The sequence below is a fragment of the Pseudomonas brassicacearum genome, from assembly GCF_918698105.1.
Taxonomy (GTDB): Bacteria; Pseudomonadota; Gammaproteobacteria; order Pseudomonadales; family Pseudomonadaceae; genus Aquipseudomonas; species Aquipseudomonas brassicacearum_F.
In genome coordinates this window covers 1-23,429 of sequence record NZ_CAKKMI010000073.1, presented here as the reverse complement: position 1 = coordinate 23,429, position 23,429 = coordinate 1, and the positions used below count along the sequence as shown (strand labels likewise).

General features: G+C 63.9%; 17 protein-coding genes. 13 read left to right on the top strand and 4 right to left on the bottom strand.

Annotated elements, in window-relative coordinates; all coding sequences use genetic code 11:
- Positions 1–331: 331 nt before the first annotated feature.
- From LQ215_RS23350 to LQ215_RS23320, 7 genes are all read left to right on the top strand, one after another.
- Complete coding sequence (locus LQ215_RS23350; RefSeq protein WP_230152772.1) at positions 332–820, top strand: cell division protein; 489 nt, start codon at positions 332–334, stop codon at positions 818–820.
- On the top strand, positions 813–2,255 hold the full coding sequence (locus tag LQ215_RS23345) for a TIGR01777 family oxidoreductase (protein ID WP_230152771.1): 1,443 nt from the start codon (positions 813–815) through the stop codon (positions 2,253–2,255). Before LQ215_RS23350 ends, LQ215_RS23345 begins: the two co-directional genes overlap by 8 nt.
- 9 nt (positions 2,256–2,264) lie before the next feature.
- Entirely contained in the window at positions 2,265–4,700 is a 2,436-nt protein-coding gene (locus LQ215_RS23340; RefSeq protein WP_230152770.1) for an alpha/beta hydrolase, read from the top strand.
- 244 nt (positions 4,701–4,944) lie between these two features.
- The gene (locus LQ215_RS23335) at positions 4,945–5,721 is read left to right on the top strand and encodes an efflux RND transporter periplasmic adaptor subunit (RefSeq protein ID WP_230152769.1); all 777 of its coding nucleotides are present in this window, start codon (positions 4,945–4,947) and stop codon (positions 5,719–5,721) included.
- The gene (locus LQ215_RS23330; RefSeq protein WP_230152768.1) at positions 5,718–7,037 is read left to right on the top strand and encodes an efflux RND transporter periplasmic adaptor subunit; all 1,320 of its coding nucleotides are present in this window, start codon (positions 5,718–5,720) and stop codon (positions 7,035–7,037) included. The genes LQ215_RS23335 and LQ215_RS23330 overlap by 4 nt, the downstream gene beginning before the upstream one ends.
- 1 nt (position 7,038) lies before the next feature.
- Positions 7,039–9,135, top strand: coding sequence for a biotin/lipoyl-binding protein (locus LQ215_RS23325; RefSeq protein ID WP_230152767.1), 2,097 nt, complete (start codon positions 7,039–7,041; stop codon positions 9,133–9,135).
- 16 nt (positions 9,136–9,151) lie between these two features.
- Positions 9,152–9,643 carry a GNAT family N-acetyltransferase gene (locus LQ215_RS23320; RefSeq protein ID WP_230152766.1) on the top strand — a complete coding sequence of 164 codons (492 nt, stop codon included), beginning with the start codon at positions 9,152–9,154 and terminating at the stop codon, positions 9,641–9,643.
- 134 nt (positions 9,644–9,777) lie between these two features.
- Here LQ215_RS23320 and LQ215_RS23315 read toward each other — a convergent pair whose 3' ends face one another.
- Both LQ215_RS23315 and LQ215_RS23310 read right to left on the bottom strand, forming a co-directional pair.
- Positions 9,778–10,089: a DUF6916 family protein gene (locus LQ215_RS23315; RefSeq protein ID WP_230152765.1), complete on the bottom strand. Its 312-nt coding sequence runs from the start codon at positions 10,087–10,089 to the stop codon at positions 9,778–9,780.
- Positions 10,090–10,135: 46 nt separating this feature from the next.
- On the bottom strand, positions 10,136–10,723 hold the full coding sequence (locus tag LQ215_RS23310; RefSeq protein WP_230152764.1) for a phage tail protein: 588 nt from the start codon (positions 10,721–10,723) through the stop codon (positions 10,136–10,138).
- A 306-nt stretch (positions 10,724–11,029) separates the two neighbouring features.
- Between LQ215_RS23310 and LQ215_RS23305 the strand changes: the two genes are divergently transcribed.
- Genes LQ215_RS23305 through LQ215_RS23285 form a run of 5 tightly spaced genes read left to right on the top strand, consistent with a single transcriptional unit; the run spans position 11,030 to position 21,530 of the window.
- The gene (locus tag LQ215_RS23305) at positions 11,030–11,875 is read left to right on the top strand and encodes a sulfotransferase family protein (protein ID WP_230152763.1); all 846 of its coding nucleotides are present in this window, start codon (positions 11,030–11,032) and stop codon (positions 11,873–11,875) included.
- 52 nt (positions 11,876–11,927) lie between these two features.
- Entirely contained in the window at positions 11,928–18,248 is a 6,321-nt protein-coding gene (locus LQ215_RS23300) for an Ig-like domain-containing protein (protein WP_230152762.1), read from the top strand.
- Positions 18,249–18,288: 40 nt separating this feature from the next.
- Positions 18,289–19,803: a TolC family protein gene (locus LQ215_RS23295; protein WP_230152761.1), complete on the top strand. Its 1,515-nt coding sequence runs from the start codon at positions 18,289–18,291 to the stop codon at positions 19,801–19,803.
- 12 nt (positions 19,804–19,815) lie between these two features.
- Entirely contained in the window at positions 19,816–20,601 is a 786-nt protein-coding gene (locus LQ215_RS23290) for an aspartyl/asparaginyl beta-hydroxylase domain-containing protein (protein WP_230152760.1), read from the top strand.
- Positions 20,589–21,530 (top strand): sulfotransferase family protein, encoded by a 942-nt coding sequence (locus tag LQ215_RS23285; protein WP_230152759.1) that lies wholly within the window; start codon positions 20,589–20,591, stop codon positions 21,528–21,530. Before LQ215_RS23290 ends, LQ215_RS23285 begins: the two co-directional genes overlap by 13 nt.
- Positions 21,531–21,663: 133 nt before the next feature.
- Here the strand turns inward: LQ215_RS23285 and LQ215_RS23280 are convergent, their stop codons facing one another.
- Positions 21,664–22,425, bottom strand: coding sequence for a slipin family protein (locus LQ215_RS23280; protein ID WP_003196596.1), 762 nt, complete (start codon positions 22,423–22,425; stop codon positions 21,664–21,666).
- A 1-nt stretch (position 22,426) separates the two neighbouring features.
- Positions 22,427–22,951: an NfeD family protein gene (locus LQ215_RS23275; protein WP_230152758.1), complete on the bottom strand. Its 525-nt coding sequence runs from the start codon at positions 22,949–22,951 to the stop codon at positions 22,427–22,429.
- 148 nt (positions 22,952–23,099) lie between these two features.
- Between LQ215_RS23275 and LQ215_RS23270 the strand changes: the two genes are divergently transcribed.
- Positions 23,100–23,345, top strand: coding sequence for a DUF2789 domain-containing protein (locus LQ215_RS23270; RefSeq protein WP_003196599.1), 246 nt, complete (start codon positions 23,100–23,102; stop codon positions 23,343–23,345).
- Positions 23,346–23,429: the final 84 nt, after the last annotated feature.

Genomic DNA, 23,429 nt, shown 5'->3' with positions numbered 1-23,429 from the left:
GTCTGGGCTGACGTCATCGCGAGCAAGCTCGCTTCCATAGGTGATCGGGGGTTGGTCTCGATATTGAGTTCGACACAAAACCCCTGTGGGAGCGAGCTTGCTCGCGATGGCAATCTTCAATTCATCGCAGGTCTCTTAACCTGACACTTGAACCTCACCCTATCCCTATCCCTACCCCTATCCCTGTGGCGGGGCAGCTTGCTCCCGCTGGCCTGCGAAGCAGGCCCCGTTCGAGGCTGATTTATTTATCGCTGCCCGGCCCATCAGCCCAGTAAAGCCCCTTCCATTTCCTTTAGACTGGCCGCCCTCAAGCAAGCCTTCAGGACATGGAATGCCAACCCCTCACAGCCCCCTTCGCAAAGCCCTGGTCGTTTGGTTATACGCCGGCGCTCTGATGCATCTGCTCGCTGGCGTCACGCTGACCTGGGCCGGTCATTCGGGATTGCTCGACGGTTATCTGCAGAACATCGAGCAGGCGTTCTGGGGCGCCAATGCCGTGCCTGCTACAGCCCGTGCGCAGCAAGTCTGGTGGCTGGCCTTGTTCGGCGCCACATTGCAAAGCTATGCGTTGTACATGCTCGCCCTCGTCCATATCGGCAATCGATTGAAGCGCGCCATGCCGTGGGGCTGGATAATCGCCGGCATCCTGTTGTGGGCGCCCCAGGACATGCTGATTTCCGCCCAGGCTCAGGTCTGGTCGCACCTGTGGCTCGACAGTCTCGCGCTGCTGCTATTACTGCCGCCGCTGTTCTGGCTCTATCGCCACGACCGCCGCACCTTCCTGACTGACAACGCGTCGAGTGATTCAAACCATGCCTGACTTTTCACTGCTGGACTGGGCCATCACCCTGCTGATTGCCCAGGCGATCCTCGGTGCGCTGGATACTCTGTATCACCACGAACTCACCGTCGCCTTGCCCTATCGCCACAGCGCCCGGCTGGAGCTCTCTATCCACGCCCTGCGCTCGTGCTTCTACGGGATCCTGTTCCTGGGCATGGCGCACTTGGCCTTCGAGGGGACGTGGGCGATCGTCATCGCGCTGTTGTTCGCACTGGAGATCGGCCTGACGCTCTGGGATTTCGTGGTCGAGGACCGTAGCCGCAAACTGCCCGCCATCGAGCGCATCATGCACACGGTGCTGGCGGTCAACGGCGGGGCCTTCTTCGCGCTGTACGGCGTGCAACTGGCGCAGTGGGCGAGTTTGCCCACCGGCCTGAGCGCGATCGACCTCGGCTGGCGCGGTTGGCTGCTGACCTTGTTCGCCATCGGGGTTACGGCCTCGGGGATTCGCGACGGCTTGGCGGTCTTGCGCATGCAGCGCGCGGGCAAGCCGGCCAACCCATTTGCCGGGGGTGCCTACAAGCGCGTGCTGGTGACCGGGGGCACCGGATTTATCGGCGAGACCTTGGTCAATCAACTGCTCGACGCCGGGCACACGGTCAGTGTGCTGGCTCGCGATCCGTTGAAAGCGGCCTATCTGTTTGACGGCCGCGCCCGTTGCCTGCGTTCGCTGGGCAAGCTGGGTCATGACGAAACCTTCGATGTGCTGATCAACCTGGCGGGCGCGCCGGTGGCCGGGCCGCGCTGGAGCCCCAAGCGACAGGCGCAACTGATCGCCAGTCGGGTCAATACCACCGAAGCCTTGATGACCTGGTTGAAAAACGCCCGGCACAAACCGGCGTTGTGGATACAGGCCTCGGCCGTCGGTTTTTACGGCGTGCGGGATGCCAGCGAAAGCCTCGATGAAAGCGCCGCCCAGGGCGATGGCTTCATGGCTGAACTCTGTATGCGTTGGGAAGCTTCAGCCCGGCCCGCCGTCGAGTTGGGTGTGCGGCAGGTGGTGATGCGCCTGGGCGTGGTGTTCGGCCCGGGCGGTGCGTTGTTGCCGTTGCTGATTCCATTTCGTCTGGGGTTCGGTGGGCGGATGGGTGACGGTCGGCAAATCATGAGTTGGGTGCACCGCGACGACGTCATCCAGGTGATCGCCCGGGCTTTCGATGACCAGAGCCTGAGCGGCACCTACAACCTGGTGGCGCCAGAAACCGTCAGCCAGGCGCTGTTCGCCGACAGCGTCGGCAAGGTGCTCAAGCGTCCGGTGTGGTTCCACATTCCTGCCGCGCCGGTGCGTGCCTTGGCAGGTGAGATGGCCCAGCTGTTTTTCGACGGCCAGCGCGTGGTGCCCAACCGTCTCGTCGAGGCCGGTTATACGTTCCGTTACCCGACGCTCGACGCTGCCCTGCGCGACCTGGCCTGAGGACCGTCCATGAGCAAGCCCCGGATGTACCTGCTGGCCGGCAACGGTAGCGCCGCCGATTGGTGGGACGACGCGTTGCCGCACTTTCAACATTACGACGTGGTGCCACTGGAGCTGCCCGGCTTCGGCAACAACCCCCAGGCTCCCTGCGAAGACCTGGCGGCCTACGCCCAGGCGCTGCTGGCGGCAACGGACAAGGGCAGCGCGATCATGGCGGTCGGGGTCAACGCCTTGCTGGTGCTGCATGCCTTGCAACGTCAGCCGGGGCATTTTTGTCGCAGTGTGTTGTTGGCGCCGGTGGGTGCATTTTTGTGGCAACGACGGCTGCCGGCGTTGATGTCGCCGCTGCCGATTCGCAAGACCATCCACTGGTTGCTGGCGAACAAACCGACGCTGTTTGCCCACAAGTTTTCCAGCCAGGCCTGGACGCCCGCGCAGTACCAGCGCATGGGCGCCGGCTATGCTCGCTGCCGCGCCTTTGTGCCGCACTGGGACCTGGTGCGTGCCGACACGGCGTTGCCATTGCTGGAGTGGATCACCGATCCGGTCGAACTGGTGTGGGGCGATCAGGACAAGGTGCTGGGCGTCGCGCAGGCGGCGGCCTGGTCGGCCATTCTTGCTCGCGCCGATTTGACCATCAGCCTGAAGCCCGGCTGGGGGCATTACCCGTGGATCGATTCACCCGCTGAATTCGCGGCGTGGCTGGAATCCGGCGAACGAGGCTTCGTAGCGCATACCAAGGGTGGCCGCTTGCGTCTGGCGGAACTGGCGGGGCAGCCGGTGCCTGCCGCGCTGTCGCTCAACGATTGCGATGACCCGCGCTTGCCGGGTTTCCTGAAGAGCCAGCCGGACGCTCTCTGGGCCGTGCGTTCCTCCAGCTACGGAGAGGATCAGGCCGATGCGGCCAATGCCGGCTTGAGCACCACGTTCCTGCGCGAGCCGACGCACAACGTGCCAGCGCGCATTGCCGAGTTGAGTGCGGCAGGTGTCGAGGAAGTGGTGGTGCAGCGCTTCATCACACCACGGCTGTCCGGGATTGCCTTCGTGCGTCACCTGTCCGTCGAACTGGAATGGGTCGAAGGGCACCTGGAGTCGTTGGCCGATGGCAAGGTGAGCCCCGAACGCGCGATCATTTCCCGTCTTGGCGCGGCGTGGAACAGTGATGGATTCAAGCCCGCCCACGGCCTGACTGCCGACGCGCTGTGGCGGTTTCTCCAAGGCGTATTGCGGGTATTTCATTACGTGCCCGGCGACGTTGAATGGGCCTGGGACGGCACGCAACTCTGGCTGCTGCAATACCGGCCGATCAGCGACTATGGCTGGCGCCGCCACCTGACCGCCGCCAACATCGCCGAGATCCTGCCGCCGCAACCCAGCGTGTTGGTGGAGTACGCCCAGCGCCGGGCGGCGGTAAGCATTCCGGCGATCATGGCGCGTTGGGATTCGCGGGTGCTGCGAGACAACGAGCCTTTCACCGCGGTGTTTGGCGGCGCTTCGTATATCAACAATGATTTGTTTCTCGCCCGGCTGGCTGACTGGGGCATCAGCGCCAGCAGCTACGCCGGCGAGGTCGGCGGCGCGACACCGCACCTGCCTTGGCGACCACTGCGCCTGCTGCGTTCGCTGCCATTGTTCCTGCGCATGCAGCGCATCGCCCGCGGGCATTTGCTGACGCTGGAAAACGGCTTGCGACGTTTTGACCAAGAGCTGCACGAACTGACCGGACAAGGCGCCGACGGCCAGCAACTGGCCGATTGGTTTACCCGTTTCTACGTGTTCGTGGTGCAAGGCAACCTGTGCATCGCCAGCGCCTTGGCCAGCAGTGGCGGCGACTGGCTGGGCCGGCCACCGACCGCCTACGACAATCTTGAACACAGCCCCCATCGGCTGCCCTGGGAAACCGACCCGGCAACGCCACGCCCGGCGCCGACCGAGCTGCCGTTGCAGGCCTTCCCACAATGGCCCCTGGCGATTCGCCTGGCGCACTCGACCGGCCTGCCGGGGCTGCGCGGTTACTACCTGCAAGTGCGCGAATGGTATCGCGACAACCTGATGCGGATTTTCTTTCGCTTGCATCACGCCATGCCGGCGGTGGACCGGGCGCATTGGTTCGCGTCGCACCCGGACATCCGCAGCCGCGACGGCAGCTTCTGGCAGGACGGTCGTGAAGGCACCGAGCAGGCGAGTGGTTTCCTGATCTATCCGGGCCAGGCCCAGGGCATCCTTGGCCAAGACATCCTGCTGGAAGACACCCTTGACCCTGGCCGCCACGCCCACTACCAAAGCGCCCGGGCCGTGATCGCGCGGATGGGCGGCCGCTTGTCCCACGGCTCGACGTTGCTGCGTGAACTGCGCAAGCCTTCGGCGGTATTGCCTCAGGTGGATGTGGGTTGGTTGGGGCGTGAGGTGGTGTATTGCGATGGGGTGTTGAGGTTGGTGGAGTAGGCAGCGCGATGTCTGCCAACCACATAACCTGTGGCGAGGGGATTTATCCCCGTTAGGCTGCGTAGCAGCCTCGAAACCTGACGCCTCGGTACTTCAGGGAGATTGAATACATGCTTGGGACTGCTGCGCAGTCCAGCGGGGATAAATCCCCTCGCCACAGAGATTTCTCCTTGCTTCACGGTTACTCCCTTGACGCCCCCCACCGCTGTCGTAGACTCCGCCCATCCGTCAGGGAGTAACGGTCATGCGACGTTTAAGTAGTTGGGTTGTGGGATTGGCCTTTGTAACGTGCGGGGTCCAGGCGCAAACGCCGGCTTCCGATGATCCGTTGCTCGAGAGCAATGTTTCGGCCAGTGCGTCTGGCAACGAGGCGCGAGGGGTGCTTCGGGCGCGGGATCAGGCGGTGCTGGCCAGCGAGTTGGCCGGGCGTATCGTCGAGTTGCCGTTCAGTGAGGGCGAGTCGTTCAAGAAGGGCGACACCCTGGCGCGTTTCGATTGCTCGGCCTATCAGGCCCAGCTCAATGCGGCCCAGGCGGCCAGCCGTGGCGCCAGTGAGGAGTTGGCGCATAACCGGCAATTGGCGGAATTGAAATCCGTCGGGCGTTTCGAGGTGTCGCGGGCCGAGGCCCGGCTCAGCGAGGCCCAGGCGCAGTCCCAGGTGTACCAGGTCCAGGTCAAGCGCTGCAGCGTGATCGCACCCTTCGACGGGCAAGTGGTGGCGCGCAAGGTCCAGCGTTATGAAAGCGTGGCGGCCGGCGCGCCGTTGCTCGATGTGGTCGACAACCGCACCCTCGAGATCCATTTGCTGGTGCCTTCACGCTGGATGGACAGGCTCAAGCCCGGCCAGCCCTTCACGTTTATCCCCGATGAAACCGGCAAGCCGTTGCAAGCGACGGTCAAGCGCCTGGGCGCGCGCATCGATGAGGGCAGCCAGACCCTGCTGCTGGTGGCGAGCGTGCCGGATGCCAGCGGCTTGCTGTCGGGCATGAGTGGCACGGCGCGTTTTGCGGAGCCCAAGTGAACGCGCCGATATCGGGCAGCGCCGAGCAGGTGTTTGCCCGCTTCCTCGACCTTGAACGCCAGACCCGGGCCGCACGAACGCCGGCGCAATTGAGCTACAGCCTGGTCAACGACGGCCAGGCCCTGTTCGGGTTTCGCCACGCCGCGTTATTGATCGCCGGCAAGGTCCAGGCGGTGACCGGCGTCAGTACCGTGGAGCCGAATGCGCCGTTCGTGGCGTTTGTCGAGCAGGCCGTGGCGCAATTGTTCAAACAGGGGGTGCTGAAGCAGGCCCGGGTGATTGCCACCGATGGGGTGAGCGAATCCATCCGGGCAGACTGGCGAAGCCTGTCGGCCGGACACGTGTTCTGGCTGCCGTTGATCGATCATCAGGGCCAGGTGTTCGGCGGTTTGTGGCTGGCCCGCGACCTGCCATGGACCCCGCCCGAACAAGTGCTGCTGTCGCAACTGGGCGACACCTACAGCCATGCGTGGCTGGCGCTGCAACCGCGCAAGCCGTGGCGCCTGCGCTGGACACGCAAGCGTCAGGTCGCCCTGGTGGCGGTGCTGTTGTTGGGCTTGCTGATTCCAGTGCGCCAGTCCGTGTTGGCCCCGGCCGAAGTGGTGCCGCTGGGCGGGCAGGTGGTGGCGGCGCCGTTGGATGGCGTGATCGCCGAGTTCCTGGTCAAGCCCAACCAGAGCGTCAAGAACGGCGACTTGCTGCTGCGTTTCGAAAGCACCAGCCTCAAGGCCCAGGCCGATGTGGCCGAGCGTGCGTTGGGTGTGGCCGAGGCGGAACTCAAGGCCAATTCCCAGCGCTCGTTTGCCGACGCGGAGTCGAGTTCGAAGATCGACCTGCTGGCCGCCCGCGTCGAACAGAAACGCGCCGAGCGCAACTACGCGCTTGAATTGCTCAAGCGCAGCGAAGTCCGCGCCGAGCGCGACGGCATTGCGGTGTTCGCCGACGCTGAGCGATGGCTCGGCAAGCCCGTGCAGACCGGCGAGCGGCTGATGGAAATCGCCGATCCGAACCAGGCCGAGCTGCGTATCGAGTTGGCGGTGGGCGACGCGATTGCCCTGGAGCCCGGTGCGCAAGTGGCGTTGTTTCTCGACAGCGACCCGTTGCAGCGACACCTGGCCTGGCTCGAACGCTCGGCCTATGAAGCGCAGCCGACCGCCGCTGGGCAGCTGGCGTATCGGTTGGATGCGCGTTTCGATGCCCAAGCGCCGCGTATCGGCCTGCGAGGTACGGCGAAGGTCTTCGGTGATCGCGCACCGCTGGCATTGTACCTGTTGCGTCGGCCACTGGCCGGCCTGCGCCAGAGCGTAGGCCTGTAGCATGGACCTGCCGAGCCTGCGGCCGGACCTGCAATTGTCCCCGGCGGCGCCGGACCCGGACGGTTCGCCGCAGTGGACCTTGGCCGATCCGGTGCGCGGGCGCTATTTCAAGCTGGGCGCGGCGGCGATGCGCATGTTGCGGCACTGGTCTTTGGGTGATCCGCAGCAGGTGCTGCAAGCCGCGAACCGCGAGCCGGGTTTGCCGCTCAATGGTGAATCGCTGGAGCAGTTGCTGGGCTTCTTGCGCGGCCATGATCTGATCAGTGCGATGGACCCGCAACAGCGCGACAGCTATCTCTTCAAGACCGCCGCGCAGCGCCAGAGCCTGTGGCAGATCCTGCTGCATCAATACCTGTTTTTTCGCATTCCGCTGTGGCGCCCGGACGCTTTTCTCAATCGTGCCTGGCCCTGGTTGGCGCGGTTCGGCCCCGGGGTCCTGCGCTATGGCCTGCCGCTGACCCTGGGCCTCGGCGTCTTCCTGGTGTCGCGAGACTGGCAGCGCTTCATCGCGACATTTCCGCACCTGTTCAGCCTGGGCGGTGCGCTGGCGTTCGGGGCGGCGTTGCTCTTCGCCAAGCTGTGTCACGAATTCGGCCATGCCTTCATGGCCAAGCGCGCCGGTTGTCGTGTGCAAAGCATGGGCGTGGCATTCATGGTGCTGTTGCCGATGTTCTATACCGACGTCAGCGACGCCTGGCGGATCAATGATCGCCGCGCGCGGTTGCTGATCGGTGCCGGCGGGGTCCTGGCCGAACTGCTGCTGGCGTGCATCGCGCTGCTGGCCTGGTCGCTGCTGCCCGACGGGCCGGCGCGCACCGCGGCGTTCATGCTGGCCAGCGCCACCTGGATCACCACGCTGATCATCAACCTCAACCCGTTCATGCGTTTTGACGGGTATTTCCTGCTCAGTGATTTCTGGGCGGTGGATAACCTTCAGGGCCGGGCGTTCGCCCTGTGCCGCTGGCGCCTGCGCGAAGCCTTGTTCGGTTATGGCGCGGCGGCGCCGGAACCCTGGTCGCCGAAAATGCGACGTCGTTTGCTGGTGTGGGGCTATGGCTCCTGGCTGTGGCGGGCGTTGTTGTTTTTCGGGATTGCCCTGGCGGTCTATCACCTGTTTTTCAAGGTGCTGGGCATTTTTCTGATGATGGTGGAATTGGTGTGGTTCATTTTTATGCCCATCGTGAATGAAGGGCGGCAATGGTGGAGCCGCCGGGAACAAGCCCACGGTGGGCGGGTGCTCCTGAGCGGCCTGGTATTGCTGGGGTTGCTGTTGGTGCTGTTGCTGCCCTGGCGCAGCGCGGTGGAAGTGCCGGTCATGCTCGAGGCCGGGCGTGCCAGTGCCTTGCACGCGCCAGTGGCGGCGCGGGTCAAGCAGGTGAATGTGCGCGACGGTCAGACCGTGGCCCAAGGCGATGTATTGATCGAGCTGGAGTCGCCGGACATGGCCTCGCGCCTGACCATCGTGCGCCGGGAAATCCAGATCCAGCAGTTGCAGATGCGCCGTCAGGCCGGGCGCAGCGAAACCGCTGCCGATGCCGGCATCATCGAACAGCAACTGGCCGAAGCGGTGGCCGAGTACCGGGGCCTGGTCGCCCAGCGTGAACGCCTGTTGCTGCGCGCGCCCCATGCCGGTCAAGTGCGTGACTTGTTGCCGCAACTGTCGGTCGGTCGCTGGTTGTCGCCCACGCAGGCGCTGGCGCGGGTGGTGCAGACCGATTCGCGGTTGCGCGGGTACTTGACCGAAGCCGAGCTCTGGCGGGTCGAGCCGGGTGCCACGGGACGGTTCATTGCGGACGATCCGATGCACACCTCCATTGCCGTGCAACTGAATGAAATCGACACCAACGGCGTGGCCTGGGTCGAACAGCAAGCGTTGACGTCCGACCACCACGGGCCGATTGCGGTGCGCCGCGATTCGCAGCAACGGGCCGAACCGGTGCAGGCCCAATACGGCGTGCGCCTGAGTGCGGTGGACGACACGTCCGCTCCGGTGCAACCGCTGCGTGGCGTGGCGGTGTTGCAGGGCAAGGGCGAGTCGGTGTTGGGAGCGGCCTGGCGTCGGTTGGCGGCGTTGGGTGTCAGGGAAAGCGGGTTCTAGTCCTAGGGGAGTGAGCATGGATTCAGTGGCGGCAGAAGGATTGGTCGTGCGTCCATCGCGGGTTAGCGATGGCCCGTTCTTGCAGGGCCTGTACCAGGCGGCGCGACCGGACCTGCAATGGATCGACGGCGAGTACGAGCAAGTGCAACAGGTGATTGCCCAGCAGTTCCAGGTGCAGGAGCAAGGGCTGGGCGAGAACTTCCCCAATGCCATGCATTACGTCGTGGAAAAACTCGGCACCGCCATCGGCGCCTTGAGCACGGATTTCGGCCCCAATGAAATCCGCGTGCTGTACCTGGCCTTCATCCCCCAGGCGCGTGGGCAGGGATATGGCCGGGCGGTGCTGCAAGGGGTGCAGAAAGCCGCGCAACAGATCCGTTGCCCGGTGGCGACCGTGGTCTGGACCAGCAACCCCCATGCCCGTCGGCACTACCTGGCGCTGGGTTTCGAAGTGCAAGAGCGCAACCCGGCGGCGGAGCGGTTGGTCTGGTATCCGAAAGGCAACTAAACAGTTTCTGACTTGGCACATGTTCAATGTGGGAGCGAGCTTGCTCGCGATGACGGAGGCTCAGCCAGCATAAGTGTTGAATGTGCTGCCGCCATCGCGAGCAAGCTCGCTCCCACAGTTTGAAATGAGTCCAGTCAGTTAAACGCGATGTAGAAATACCCCAGCGCCGGATCCCGTCCCATGGCTGGCATCCGTGACACGAACACCCCCTCGATCCTGCCCAGTTCCGGTACCTCCAGAGCGCAGAGGCCGTCCACGAACGCCGTACTTTCCAGGCTGTTGAATTCCACGCTGAACGGCATGCGTTCGCTGTGCGGCATCTTTGCCCGAGGTACTTCTTCGAGGGTTTCGAAGCGCACCGGCAGGTAACTGCCGTCGGGCAGGGTCAGGCTGGCGGTCTGGCCCAGCAGCGGTTGGAAATGGCGGCTATGAACCTGTTGCAGCATGTCGACACTCCAAAAGGCCGGAGGACCGCAGCCCTCCGGCGATTCATCAGTTACGGGACGGGAAGAGGCCTTGAAGGGCGATGCTGAAGTTGATGGCCAGGAACGGATTCATGATTGCCATGGGCATGCTGTTGCCCGTGGCAGAGACCGAGCCGCTGACGGTGGTGGTCACGCCTTGCAGCGGCACTGGCGAAGCGCCTATCTGGTCGGAATAGATTGCCGCCGAGCCCGGCCCGGTACCCGAAGTGCCGATAAACGAGTTGGTGGCCGTAGGGGTGTTCATCGGGTTGCTGGCTGGGTTGGCCAACTGCAGGGTGGTCGAGGCGGTGATGCCCGTGAGCGTGTGGGTATGGTTGGGCAGGTTGTTGATCGTTGCAGTGACGTTTTCGGTGCCGGAGACTTCGCCGATAGTCCGTGGGGTCAGGCCCAGGCCGTTGCCCATGCCCACCGGCATCCGGCCTTGCAGGTTGGGGAGCATGAAGGTGGTCTGGCCGTTGCCTCCGTACGTCACGCCGATCAGGGCGAACAGCGTCTGGTATTGGGAAAGGGCAAGTGTCTGCCCGTTGCATAGGGCCCAATCCCTGGGCGGAAAGTTAAAGGCGAATGCTTGGATAGTGCCGATGAATACGTCCATAGATTCCTCATCCCTTCAGATTGTTGGTATGGCATGCCGGCAGGGTCCGAGGGACGAGGAGTGCGATCAGCCCTACTCCTTCACCCCTGGCCTGGTCACGCACGGCTGAGCGTAGCCCGGGATATTTGGTTCTGCCGAGCGAAAGGGGCGGAAAAAAATGGCCAGTTCGCTTAATCGATTCACGTATGCCGTGGGCCTGTACCGTCCATCTTTTTTACGGTTAAAGGTGTATTTGATGTCAAAGTACTACTAGTCGGCGATTATTTCCTCAGCTACGCTTCGCGATACAAACGGACTACAAACAAGGTGAAGGGATTGCCGCAGTTTCACTTTATCTCCGGTTTACCGCGCTCAGGCTCGACCCTGCTTTCTGCCATTTTGCTGCAGAACCCGCGCTTTCATGCCGGCATGACCAGCCCCGTCGGTTCGCTGTTCAGCAGTGTCCTGCAGCAGTGCAGCGCCGGCAGCGAGTTCGGTTCGGTGATCGACACCGACCTGCGCCGCCGCCTGTTGCGCGGACTCTTCGATTCCTACTACGCCGACAAAGCCGACAAGCCTGTCATCTTCGATACAAACCGCCAGTGGTGTGCCCGCTTGCCGGCCTTGCAGGATCTGTTTCCCCAAGCCAAGACCATCGCCTGTGTGCGCAACGTCGCCTGGGTGCTCGACAGCCTGGAACGGCTCTACCGCGCCAACCCGTTCGAAAACACCAAGCTGTTCAACGACGATGACGAGCGCAACACCGTCTACAGCCGTTGCGAAACCCTGGCCCAGCGTAACCGCCTGGTGGGGTTCGCCTGGACCGCGCTCAAAGAGGCCTACTACGGCGAGAACGCCGAGTCGCTGCTGATCGTTGATTACGATCTGTTGAGCCAGGCCCCCGAGCGAGTGATGCGCCTGGTGTACGAGTTCATCGGCGAACCCTGGTTCGAGCACGATTTCAATCACTTGACCTACGACGCGCCGGCCTTCGACCAGGCCCTGGGCGTTGCCGGCCTGCACAAGGTCAAGCCCAAGGTCGCGCCGCAAGCCCGGCGAACCTTGCTGCCGCCGGATCTGTTTGAAAAGTATGCCGAGTTGTCGTTCTGGCGCGATGGGTCCGCAAGCGCCGCCAATGTCATTCGTATGAAAACCGACGCCGCCCTCAGCTGAGGGCGGTTTTTCTCATTTGCGTGTTCAAGAAGTTCGAGTCCAGGTGATCGTCATGTGGTGGAGCAAAGGCAAATCGCGGGTAACCGAGGGCGTACAGGCCCTGGCATCACCAATGATCATGTCCCTGGAACCGCGAATGCTGTTCGACGGCGCGGTGGCGGCAACCGTGGCCGACGCTGCTCAACCGGATGCGCACCCGACGGCCGAGGCGGCGAAGACGCCCACGGCGGACCAGCCGGCCGACACCCATGCGCCCCAGGGCCAGGTCGATGCCACCCAGGCTGCCGTGCCGGGCAAGTCTGTGGTATTCGTCGATTCCCGGGTCAAGGATTCCGCCAGCCTGCTCGAAGGCGTGGCGCCCGGTACCCAGGTCGTGCAACTGGATGCCACCAAGGACGGCTTGCAACAGATTGCCGATTACCTGGACACCCACCAAGGCATCAGTTCGGTGCAGATCATCGCCCACGGTAACGCCGGTGATTTGTGGCTGGGCAACAGCTACCTGTCGGCGGACAACGTCCAGGCCCGCAGCGAGGTGCTGGCGCAGATCGGCCAGGACATGAACGCCGGTGGCGACATCCTCATCTACGGCTGCTACACCGCCGAAGGCGAACGTGGCCTGAACTTTGTCGATTCATTGGCGCAGTTGACCGGCCGCGATGTCGCGGCGTCCAACGACCGCACCGGCCTGGGCGGCGACTGGGACCTGGAAATCGCCACCGGCAACATCGAAAGCGCCAACGTGCTGTCGAGCAACGCCATGAGCGAGTACCAATGGGGCCTGGCCACCTGGACTGCCACCAATAATCTCAATTCGGGTATCGGTTCTCTGCGCGCGGCCCTGGGCTCGGCGCAGAACGGCGACATTGTCACGTTCAATACCAGCATGACCGTCGCGCTGACCCAGGTGTTGGTGGTCGATAGAAACGTCACCATCGATGGCGACCTCAACAACGACAACGTAGCCGACGTGACCCTGGATGGCCAATACCGCACCCAGATCATCAACGTGACGGCGGGGACCACCGCCACCCTTGACGGCCTGGTCATTACCCGGGGCATGGTGGCAGGCAACGGTGGTAACGGCGGCGACGATGCACTGGTGTCCAAGGGCGGTGGTATCTACAACGCCGGCACCTTGACCCTGCGCAACGTGACGGTCTCCGCGAACGCCGCTTCGGGCGGTGGTGGCGGTGGCGGTGTCACGCCGCAGTACGCCGGTGGCGCCGGTGGTGGCGGTGGCGCCATCACGGGTGGTACCGGTGGCAAGGGCGGCGATACCCTCAACTCCACGGGCTCCAACGGCACAGCCGGACAGGGCGGCGCGGGCGGCGGCTTCTTCAACATTGGCGGGCGTGGCGGTTCCACCACCGGTGGTGCGGGCGGTGCGGCTTATCCGGGCTACAGCACCGGCTCGGCCGGCGGCACGGCGGTCAGTGGCGGATTGTCCATCGGCGGTGGTGGCGGTGGCGACGGCTATAACGACATCGGTGGCGCCGGCGGCGGTGCGGTCGGTGGTATCTACAACGATACCGGCGCGACCCTGCGGATCATCGGCAACTCGGTCATCTCCGGCAACGTCGGTGCCGGCGGTGGCGGCGGCGGCGGCGGTGCAGGTGGTAGCTATTATCAGGCGGGCGGTGCGGGCGGTGTCGGTGTCGGCGCCATCTGGAACAAAGGCTCGATCCTGATCACCGCTGCCAACTTCGCGGCCCTGGCCGGTAACGTCGGCGGCAGTGGCGTGGGTGGGACCAGTGCCGGCAGCGCGGGTGTTTCGCCGGCGTCGGTGGCCAACGTCTACGGCGATGGCGGCACCATCAACACCAACTATGTGCCGGACGAGACGCCGCCCACCGCGACCGTCGTGGTGGCCAATACCAACCTGAACTCCGGTGGCACGTCGACGGTAACCATCACCTTCTCCGAGGCCGTGACCGGCCTCACCGCGGCGGACCTGACGGTGCAGAACGGCAGCGTCGGCACCCTGACCAGCGGCGACGGCGGCATCACCTGGACCGGCACGCTGACCGCAGCCAGCAACATCGCCGACACCACCAACATCATCACCCTGAACAACACCGGCGTCGCCGACCTGGCCGGCAATGCCGGCGTGGGCACCACCGACTCGAACAATTACATCGTCAACGACACTGTGGCGCCCACGGCGTCCATCGTGGTGAGCGACACCGCACTCAGGATTGGCGAGACCTCCACGGTCACCATCACCTTCTCCGAGGCCGTTTCCGGCTTTACCACGGCCGACATGACGGTGGCCAACGGTACGCTTAGCGGCCTGAGCAGCAGCGACGGTGGCATCACCTGGACGGCCACGCTGACACCGGATGCGGCGATCACCGATACCTCCAATCTCATTGTGCTGAATAACACTGGCGTGGCGGACCTCAATGGCAATGCTGGCGTGGGGACTACCAACTCCAATAATTACGCCATCGATACCGTTCGCCCGACCGCCACCATCGTGGTGTCCGACACCGCGCTGCGCGTGGGTGAAACCTCCGTGGTGACCATTACCTTCAGCGAGGCGGTGAGTGGTTTCACCACCGCCGACCTGACGGTCGCCAACGGTACGGTCACCGGCCTGAGCAGCAGCGACGGTGGTATCACCTGGACCGGCACGCTCACACCCAGTGCCAGCGTCACCGACACCACCAACCTGATCACCCTGGATAACACCGGCATTGCCGACTCGGCGGGCAACGCCGGGAGCGGGACCACCGACTCCAACAACTACGCCATCGACACCGCGCGCCCGACGGCCACCATCGTGGTGGCCGATACCGCACTGAATATCGGCGAAACCTCGCTGGTGACGATTACCTTCAGCGAGGCGGTGACCGGTTTCACCCTGGCCGACCTGACCGTGGCCAATGGCAGCCTGAGCGGGCTGAGCAGCAGCGACGGCGGCATCACCTGGACCGCGACACTCACCCCAAGCACCAGCACCAGCGATGCCACCAACCTGATCATCCTGGCCAATACCGGTGTGGCGGACGCGGCGGGCAACACCGGCAGCGGTACCACCAGCTCCAATAACTATGCCGTCGACACCCAGCGTCCGACGGCGACTATCGTCGTGGCCGACAACGCCTTGAGCGTCGGCGAAACCTCGCTGGTGACCATCACCTTCAACGAAGCGGTGACAGGCTTTACCACCGCCGACCTGACGGTGGCCAACGGCACGATCACCGGCCTGAGCAGCGGCGACGGCGGCATCACCTGGACCGGCACGCTTACGCCAAGTGCCAGCGTCAGCGACACCACCAACCTGATCACCCTGGATAACACCGGCGTGACGGACTCGGCCGGCAACGCTGGCAGCGGGACCACCGATTCCAACAACTACGCCATCGACACCGCGCGCCCGACCGCCACCATCGTGGTCGCCGATACGGCCATCGCCGTTGGCGAAACCTCGCTGGTGACGATCACCTTCAGCGAGCCCGTGACGGGGTTCACCCTGGCGGACCTGACCGTCGCCAACGGCAGCCTGAGCGGCCTGAGCACCAGCGACAACATCACCTACACCGCGACCTTCACGCCGAGCGCCGGCATCAGCGATACCACCAACCTGATCACGCTCAATAACACGGGCGTGGTGGATGGTGCGGGCAACGTTGGCAGCGGGACCACAGACTCCAACAACTACGTCGTCGACACGCTGCGCCCGACCGCCACCATCGTGGTCGCCGATACGGCGCTGAGCGTTGGCGAAACCTCGCTGGTCACCATCACCTTCTCCGAAGCAGTGACGGGGTTCGACAATTCCGACCTGAGCGTGGCCAACGGTACGCTGAGTGCGGTCAGCAGCAGTGATGGCGGCATTACCTGGACCGCCACCTTCACCCCGGCCCTTGGGGTCAGCGACACGTCCAACGTCATCATCCTGAATAACACCGGCGTCAGCGATGCGGCAGGCAACACCGGGACCGGCACCACCAACTCCAACAACTACCAGGTCGACACCAACGTGCCGACAGCGACCATCGTGATTGCCGATACCACCTTGAGCATCGGCGAGACGACCTTGGTCACCGTGACGTTCAACTCGGCGGTCAGCGGGTTCGACAACGCGGACCTGACCGTCAGCAACGGTACGCTCAGCACCATGAGCAGCACCGACGGCGGTGTCACCTGGACGGCCACGTTCACGCCGAGCGCGAGCATTTCCGACACCAGCAACGTGATCACCCTGGACAATACCGGCTTGATCAACGGCGCGGGCAACGCTGGCGTGGGCACCACCGACTCCAACAACTACGCTGTCGACACGGTGCGTCCAACCGCGACCATCGTCGTGGCCGACACCGCCATTGCCGCGGGCGAGACTTCGCTGGTGACCATCACCTTCAACGAGGCCGTGACGGCATTCACCAGCGCTGACCTGACGGTCGCCAACGGCGTGATCTCCGGGCTGAGCAGCAGCGATGGCGGCATCACCTGGACCGCGACCTTCACGCCAACCAGTGGCGTCACGGACACCAGCAACGTCATCTCGCTCAACAGCGGCGGCATCGTTGACCTGGCGGGCAACCTCAATGTCGGCGGCACCGACTCCAACAACTACGCCGTCGATACGGTGCGCCCAACCGCCACCATCGTGCTGAGCGATTCGGTATTGAAACCGGGTGAAACTGCGCAGGTGACCATCACCTTCAGCGAGGCAGTGTCCGGCTTCACCAACGCGGACCTGAGCGTTGCCAACGGCACCCTCAGCGCCGTCAGCAGCAGCGACGGCGGCCTGACCTGGACCGCGACCTTCACGCCGACCCTGGGGGTGACCGACACCAGCAACCTGATCATCCTGGACAATACCGGCGTGAGCGATGCGGCCGGCAATACCGGGACCGGCACGACCGATTCGGCTAACTACGCGGTCGAGACGCAAGTGCCGACCGCCACCATCGTGGTGGCCGATAACGCACTCAAGGTGGGGGAAACCTCTCAGGTCACCATTACGTTCTCGGAAGCGGTGAGCGGTTTTGACAACAGCGACCTGACCATCAGCAACGGCACGCTCAGCAATGTGTCGTCCACCGACGGCGGCGTCACCTGGACGGCCACGTTCACGCCGAGCGCCAGTATCACCGACACCAGCAACCTGATCAGCCTGGACACCCGCGGCGTGGTCAACGCCTCGGGCAACAGCGGTGTCGGCGTGGTGGACTCCAACAACTACGCGATCGACACGGTTCGCCCTGGCGCCACCATCACCGTGGGCGACAACACCCTGGGCATCGGCCAGAGCACCACCGTGACCATCAGTTTCACCGAGGCGGTGTCCGGTTTCGACTTGTCGGATCTCAGCGTCGCCAATGGCGTGTTGTCCAACCTTGCCAGCAGCGACGGTGGCCTGACCTGGACGGCGACCCTGACGCCGACTGCGGGCGTCAACGATGCCACCAACCTGATCCTGCTCGACGCCAGCAATGTGCAGGACCTGGCCGGCAACGCCGGCGTGGGCATCGCGATATCCGCCAACTACGCACTCGACGCCACCCGGCCGACGGCAACCATCGTAGTCGCCGACCCGAACCTGACAGTGGGCGAGACGACCCAGGTGACCTTCACCTTCAGCGAAGCGGTGACGGATTTTGACCTGTCGGACCTCAGCGTCACCAACGGTGAACTGACCAACCTGACCACCAGCGATGGTGGCAAGACCTGGACCGCGACGTTCACACCGACGGTGAACCTCACCGACCCGAGCAATTTCATTGCCCTGGACACCCGCAACGTCAGTGACCTGTCGGGCAACGCCGGGGCCAGCGTGGCGGTGTCCAACAACTATGCGATCGACACTGTGGTGCCCAACGATGTGAAGCCGCCGCCGGACTTCCTGACGGCCGACCCGGTTACGGTCGCTCCGCCGCCCGATGTGCCATTGCAGCCAATCGTCTTCACGCCACCGACGGGCGACCTAGGCTCGCCGCTGGGCTTCCCTCCATTGTTCGAACAGCGGGACGTGGGCGGTGGTCTCCGGCCGATAGGGGATATTTTCCTCAACCGTGGCGAATTGGCGCCGAGCTATATCGCCCAAGTTTTTAGCAGCGACGCCGCGGGTGATGGCTCCGGCCAGGGCTTCCTGGGCTTTGGCGGTGGTGATGGCGGGGTGTTCGGCAGCAGCACCGTTTCAAGCCTGTTCAACCGCGATTCCGGTTCTGAAAGCGAATCGATGGAGGCCTTTGGCAGCCAGTCGATGCAGGGCGGCGATGGTTCCCAAGGTGCACGCGGGCTGTTCGGCGCGCCGACCCTGGGCCAGCAATTGCAACAACTCAAGGACACCGAACAGCGTCAGGTCGAGGGCCTGGCGATGGCTTTACGACAGGTCGGCATCAGCCAAGTGCAGGCCTGAACTCTAAAAAATATTGGGGCAGCCAGGGGCAATCCAGGGAATGAATAGAAGTCAGAAGTTATTCGGTATGAGTTTGCTGGCATTGGTGGTGAGTGGATGTGCGGTCACCAGCGATCCGATCGAGCGTAGCGTCAGCGAACAGCGCGCTCGAACCGACCTGCAGAATATGTACAAGGATCAGGAGCCGCTCAGCGGCCCGCTGACCCTGCACCAGGCCATGGCCCGGGCGGTGAAGTACAACCTCGAAGGGCGCTTGAAGATCATGGAGGAAGCCCTGGCCAAGCGTCAGTTGGACCTGGCCAGTTTCGACATGCTGCCGCGCATGGCCCTGGACGCCGGTTATGTGGGCCGCAACAACGTCAACGCCTCCAGCAGCCAGAGCGTGGAAACCGGCACCCAGTCCCTGGAACCGTCGACCTCCCAGGACCGCGACCGCGAGGTGGCGGACCTGACCATGGTCTGGAACGTGCTCGATTTCGGCGTCAGCTACATCAGCGCCAAGCAGGCCGGGGACCAGCGCCTGATCGTGCAGGAGCGCCGGCGCAAGGTGATCAACACCATCGTCCAGGACGTGCGTTCGGCCTACTGGCGTGCCATGGCCGCCGAGCGTTTGCTCAAGCAGATCGACAGCCTGATGGCCCGAGTCGAGACAGCGCGCGACAACAGCCAGAGCATGAGCGAACAGCGCATTGGCGACCCGGTGCAGGCCCTGGGTTACCAGCGCTCGCTGATCCAGGCTACCCGTCAACTGGAAGAGCAGCGTCGGGCGCTGTCCCTGGCCAAGACCGAACTGGCGACCCTGATCAACTTGCCCTTGGGCACCGAGCTGACCCTGGCGACCCAGGATGAATACGCCATCCCGGAACTCAAGGTCGACCTGGCCCGTCTCGAACAGGAAGCCCTGGCCAGCCGGCCGGAACTGCGCGAGCAGGATTACCAGACCCGCATCACCGCCGCCGAAACCCGCAAGGCGATGTTGCGCCTGCTGCCGGGGCTGGAGTTTTCCGCCGGCGGGCATTACGACAGCAACTCGTTCCTGGTGGAACAGGGCTGGGCCGACTATGGCGTGAAAGTCACCTGGAACCTGTTCAACGTGATCTCCGCCCCGGCGGCCATCGACGTGGCCAAGGCCGGTGAAGAAGTGGCGTCGGCGCGGCGCCAGGCGATGTCGATTGCCGTGTTGGCGCAGTTGTACGTGGCCAATGCCAACTATCGCGAAGCGCTGCGCCAGTTCAAGACCAGCCAGCAACTGGCGGACATCGACGGGCAGATTGTCGGTCAACTGCGCAACCGTCACCAGGCGGCCGGCATTGGCGAGTTGGACCTGATCCAGGGCGAACTGAACACCCTGCAGGCCGATCTGCGCCGAGACCTGGCCTACGCCGACCTGCGCAACGCCTACGGACAGATCTTCGCCAGCGCCGGCCTCGACCCGCTGCCAAACGAAGTGCAATCAACCGCAGTCCAGTCGATTGCCACGGCGCTGGCTAATCGTGAAGCAGCCTGGGCGCAAGGCGACATCACGCTGCCGACGACGGCTGCGGTGACTCAATAACCGGGCGCAGGCATGACGCGCCCGGCGTTTTCCAGGCTGCCGGTGGCGGTGAACCTGCCGTTGCTGTTGCAGGCACTGGCCGCCATTGGAGACGAGCGCTGGCAGGGGCATTTCAACAGTGCCTATTACAGCGGCGACTGGAGCGGGGTGGCGCTGATCTCGGCGGCCGATGCCGTCACCGAGCTCTCGTCCGGGCGCGGCCAGCCCTTGCATCGTGCGCCTTGGTCAACGGATGGCCGCTGGCATGAGGCGTTGCGCGACTGGCCGCTGGAGATCGTCTCGGCCCGGCTGCTGCGGCTCGGGCCCGGCGGGTGCATCCACGAACATCGCGACTATGACCTGGACGGGCCGGACGCCGACCTGCGCCTGCACGTACCGCTGCTCAGCTCGCCTGGCGTGGACTTCTTCCTGGATGGGCAAATCATTCCAATGACGGCGGGCGAGTGCTGGTTCCTCGACTTGGCACGGCCTCATCGCGTTGTGAATCGAAGTGCTTATCCGCGGGTTCACCTGGTGCTCGATTGTCGCCCCGGGCCTTGGCTGGCACAGCAGATTGCCGATGGGCTGCCCACCACGCCTTCCGCGGGCGTCAGGCCAAGCGACTTGGCTCGTTTTCAGCAGCGCGTGGAAACGGATCGTCATCTCGCCCGGACTTTGCAGAGCCTGCATGACCTGGACGCTTTCATTGAATCCGCGCTGGCGCTGGGGGCCGAACAAGGGCTTCATTTCACCCGGGAGGAGTTGCGGGCTGCGATGCGCACCGGTCGCCAGCAGTGGAGAGACCAATGGAAGACCTGAACCTGCATGGTTGGCTGCCGATCCGCGTATGGCAGGAGGCCGGGCAATGGCGGGTCGATTGGTGTTGGTTTGGCGACGCGCGACTGTCGCAACCGTTCTTCGGCGATGCCGTGGAAGAAGCCCTGCGCTTGCCCTTCAACCAGGCGTTCCGCCGCCAGACGTCCTTGGACGTGCTCGGTCAGTGGCAACGACAAAGCCCGGGCCTGGCGCCCGGTGCGTTCATTTTCCATGCCTCCCGCTGCGGCTCGACCTTGATCAGCCAGATGCTCGCCCAGTTGGACGACCATATCGTCATCTCGGAACCGCCACCCCTGGATACGCTGCTGCGCAGTGATCTGCCGCCTGCCGAGCAGTGCGCGGCGCTCAAGGGCTTGATGTCGGCCTATGGGCAGCGTCGCCGAGGTGTGGAGCAGCGCCTGGTGGTCAAGCTCGACGCCTGGAACATCGGTGAGCTGGCGCTGCTGCGTAAGTGTTTCCCCGACACGCCTTGGTTGTTCCTGTATCGCGATCCCCTGGAAATCGCTGTCTCCCACCTGCGGCGTCCCGGTATGCACATGGTGCCGGGGATGATCGGGGCGACGGTCCTGGACGATGGATTGCCGTTCGGCAGCCCGGAAGATTTTGTCTCGCGCCGGGTGGGACGGTTGTTGGCGACGGGGTTGCAACACTGCCGGGCATTGGCTGGGATGGCGGTCAACTACACCGAACTGCCCGAGGCGATGGTGGGCCGGTTGGCAGCGTTTTTCCGGCTCGATGATGAGCAATGCAGGCAAGTGTTCGCGACGGTGGGGCAGCATGCCAAGCAGCCGGCGCAGGCATTTGTTGGCGATAGCGAGGACAAGCGCCGGGAGGCTTCGGCGTTGTTGCGTGAGCGGGTCATGCGCTGGGCGCAGGGGCCTTATGAGGCGTTGAAGTCACTGCCCCTGTAGCGGGGTCAAACACGCTTTTGTGGCGAGGGAGCTTGCTCCCGCTCGGTTGCGTAGCAACCGCAAAAGCTTGGGGCCGCTGCGCAGCCCAGCGGGAGCAAGCTCCCTCGCCACAGGGAAATGCTCGCTCTGCGGATCAAGCCTTGTTGGGCGACAACTCCGCCATCCCCTTGAGCAATTCAATCGGCAAGGGGAAGACGATGGTGGAGCTTTTATCCCCGGCAATCGAGCCTAGCGTCTGCATGTAGCGCAACTGCATGGCGCCCGGCTGGCGGCCGAGCATTTCGGCGGCCTGCATGAGTTTTTCCGAGGCTTGAAGCTCGCCTTCGGCGTGGATCACCTTGGCCCGGCGTTCCCGCTCGGCCTCGGCTTGGCGGGCGATGGCGCGGATCATCGATTCGTTGAGGTCCACGTGCTTGATCTCGACGTTCGCCACCTTGATGCCCCAGGCGTCGGTCTGGGCGTCGAGCACTTGCTGGATGTCGCCGTTCAATTGCTCGCGCTCGGCCAGCAATTGGTCCAGGTCATGCTTGCCGAGGACCGCGCGCAAGGTGGTCTGGGCCAGTTGGCTGGTGGCCATGAGGAAGTTTTCGACCTGGATGATGGCTTTCTGCGGATCGAGCACGCGGAAATACAGCACCGCGTTGACCTTCACCGAGACGTTGTCGCGGGTGATCACGTCCTGGGGCGGCACGTCGAGGACAATGGTGCGCAGGTCGACGCGGATCATCTGCTGCACCACGGGAATCAGCAGGATCAACCCCGGCCCCTTGACCTGCCAGAACCGTCCGAGCTGGAACACCACCGCCCGTTCATATTCACGCAGGATCCGGAATGTCGAAGCCGCCAACGCGATCAACAGCAACAACAGCATCGTAAAACCGATTTGCATACCCATCTCAGACTCCTTGCGAATCAGCGGGGGCCACTTCCAGCAGCAAACCCTTGCGAGTGATGACACGCACCGCTTGCCCAGGCCGCAGCGGCGTCGCGCTTACCACCTGCCAGCGTTCGCCTTCCAACTGGACCCAGCCATGATGATGATTGCCGGCCTGCAACGCGGTCACCGTCGTGACACTGCCCAACAGCGCGGCATCGCCGCTGAAAGGTCGGCGCGGTCGTGTTTTCAACGCACGGACCAACAGGACGATCAGCAGCAAAGCACTGACCAGGCCCAGGCCGAGCATCAGCGGAACCGGGACTTCGGCGTTGGTCAGGATGACCGCGCCAATCACACACAGGACAATCCCGCCCAGCCCCGCGACGCCGTAATTGGGCAGGGTCGCCTCGAAGACCAGCAAGCCCACGCCAAAGGCGATCAGCCAGAAAGCCATCGGGTCGGTATATGGCAGCGCGAGGCCATCGGCGCCGAACGCAGGCCCGCTGATCGCCAGCAGCGCAACCGTCAACCAGTGAATGTTCACGGGATCCTCCGCAACGTGTATTCGTCGGGACGTTATCCAAAGTCTAGTCGAGTCGAGGGTTGATTGAATTTTGATCAGTCTGGCGGTCGGCGAGGGGCTAGACTGCGGAGAAACACCCCGCCATCTCCATTATGTTCAGGAGGCCCGTATGGAAACCCCAATTCACCCTCTTTCCTCATTATTCAAGCAACTTGGCTTGCCCGATGACGCTCAGGGCATTGATCAATTTATCACCAGCCATTCACCCCTCAAGCCTGGGCTGCACCTGGCCGATGCGTTTTTCTGGAGCGAGGGCCAGCGGCAAATGTTGCGCGACGAGATCCTCGAGGATGCGGACTGGGCGGAAGTGATCGACCAGTTGGATGTGTTGTTGCGCAAGGGGCGTAGCGAGTGAGACCGACGCATTACCTGTGGGAGCGAGCTTGCTCGCGATAGCGAACGGTCGGTCAGCATGGATGTACCAGACATACCGCTATCG

Excerpts from the sequence above, each read along its gene's own strand:
- LQ215_RS23350 (WP_230152772.1), top strand. The coding sequence starts at position 332 with ATGCCAACCCCTCACAGCCCCCTTCGCAAAGCCCTGGTCGTTTGGTTA.
- LQ215_RS23345 (WP_230152771.1), top strand. The coding sequence starts at position 813 with ATGCCTGACTTTTCACTGCTGGACTGGGCCATCACCCTGCTGATTGCC.
- LQ215_RS23340 (WP_230152770.1), top strand. The coding sequence starts at position 2,265 with ATGAGCAAGCCCCGGATGTACCTGCTGGCCGGCAACGGTAGCGCCGCC.
- LQ215_RS23335 (WP_230152769.1), top strand. The coding sequence starts at position 4,945 with ATGCGACGTTTAAGTAGTTGGGTTGTGGGATTGGCCTTTGTAACGTGC.
- LQ215_RS23325 (WP_230152767.1), top strand. The coding sequence starts at position 7,039 with ATGGACCTGCCGAGCCTGCGGCCGGACCTGCAATTGTCCCCGGCGGCG.
- LQ215_RS23320 (WP_230152766.1), top strand. The coding sequence starts at position 9,152 with ATGGATTCAGTGGCGGCAGAAGGATTGGTCGTGCGTCCATCGCGGGTT.
- LQ215_RS23315 (WP_230152765.1), bottom strand. The coding sequence starts at position 10,089 with ATGCTGCAACAGGTTCATAGCCGCCATTTCCAACCGCTGCTGGGCCAG.
- LQ215_RS23310 (WP_230152764.1), bottom strand. The coding sequence starts at position 10,723 with ATGGACGTATTCATCGGCACTATCCAAGCATTCGCCTTTAACTTTCCG.
- LQ215_RS23300 (WP_230152762.1), top strand. The coding sequence starts at position 11,928 with ATGTGGTGGAGCAAAGGCAAATCGCGGGTAACCGAGGGCGTACAGGCC.
- LQ215_RS23295 (WP_230152761.1), top strand. The coding sequence starts at position 18,289 with ATGAATAGAAGTCAGAAGTTATTCGGTATGAGTTTGCTGGCATTGGTG.
- LQ215_RS23290 (WP_230152760.1), top strand. The coding sequence starts at position 19,816 with ATGACGCGCCCGGCGTTTTCCAGGCTGCCGGTGGCGGTGAACCTGCCG.
- LQ215_RS23285 (WP_230152759.1), top strand. The coding sequence starts at position 20,589 with ATGGAAGACCTGAACCTGCATGGTTGGCTGCCGATCCGCGTATGGCAG.
- LQ215_RS23280 (WP_003196596.1), bottom strand. The coding sequence starts at position 22,425 with ATGGGTATGCAAATCGGTTTTACGATGCTGTTGTTGCTGTTGATCGCG.
- LQ215_RS23270 (WP_003196599.1), top strand. The coding sequence starts at position 23,100 with ATGGAAACCCCAATTCACCCTCTTTCCTCATTATTCAAGCAACTTGGC.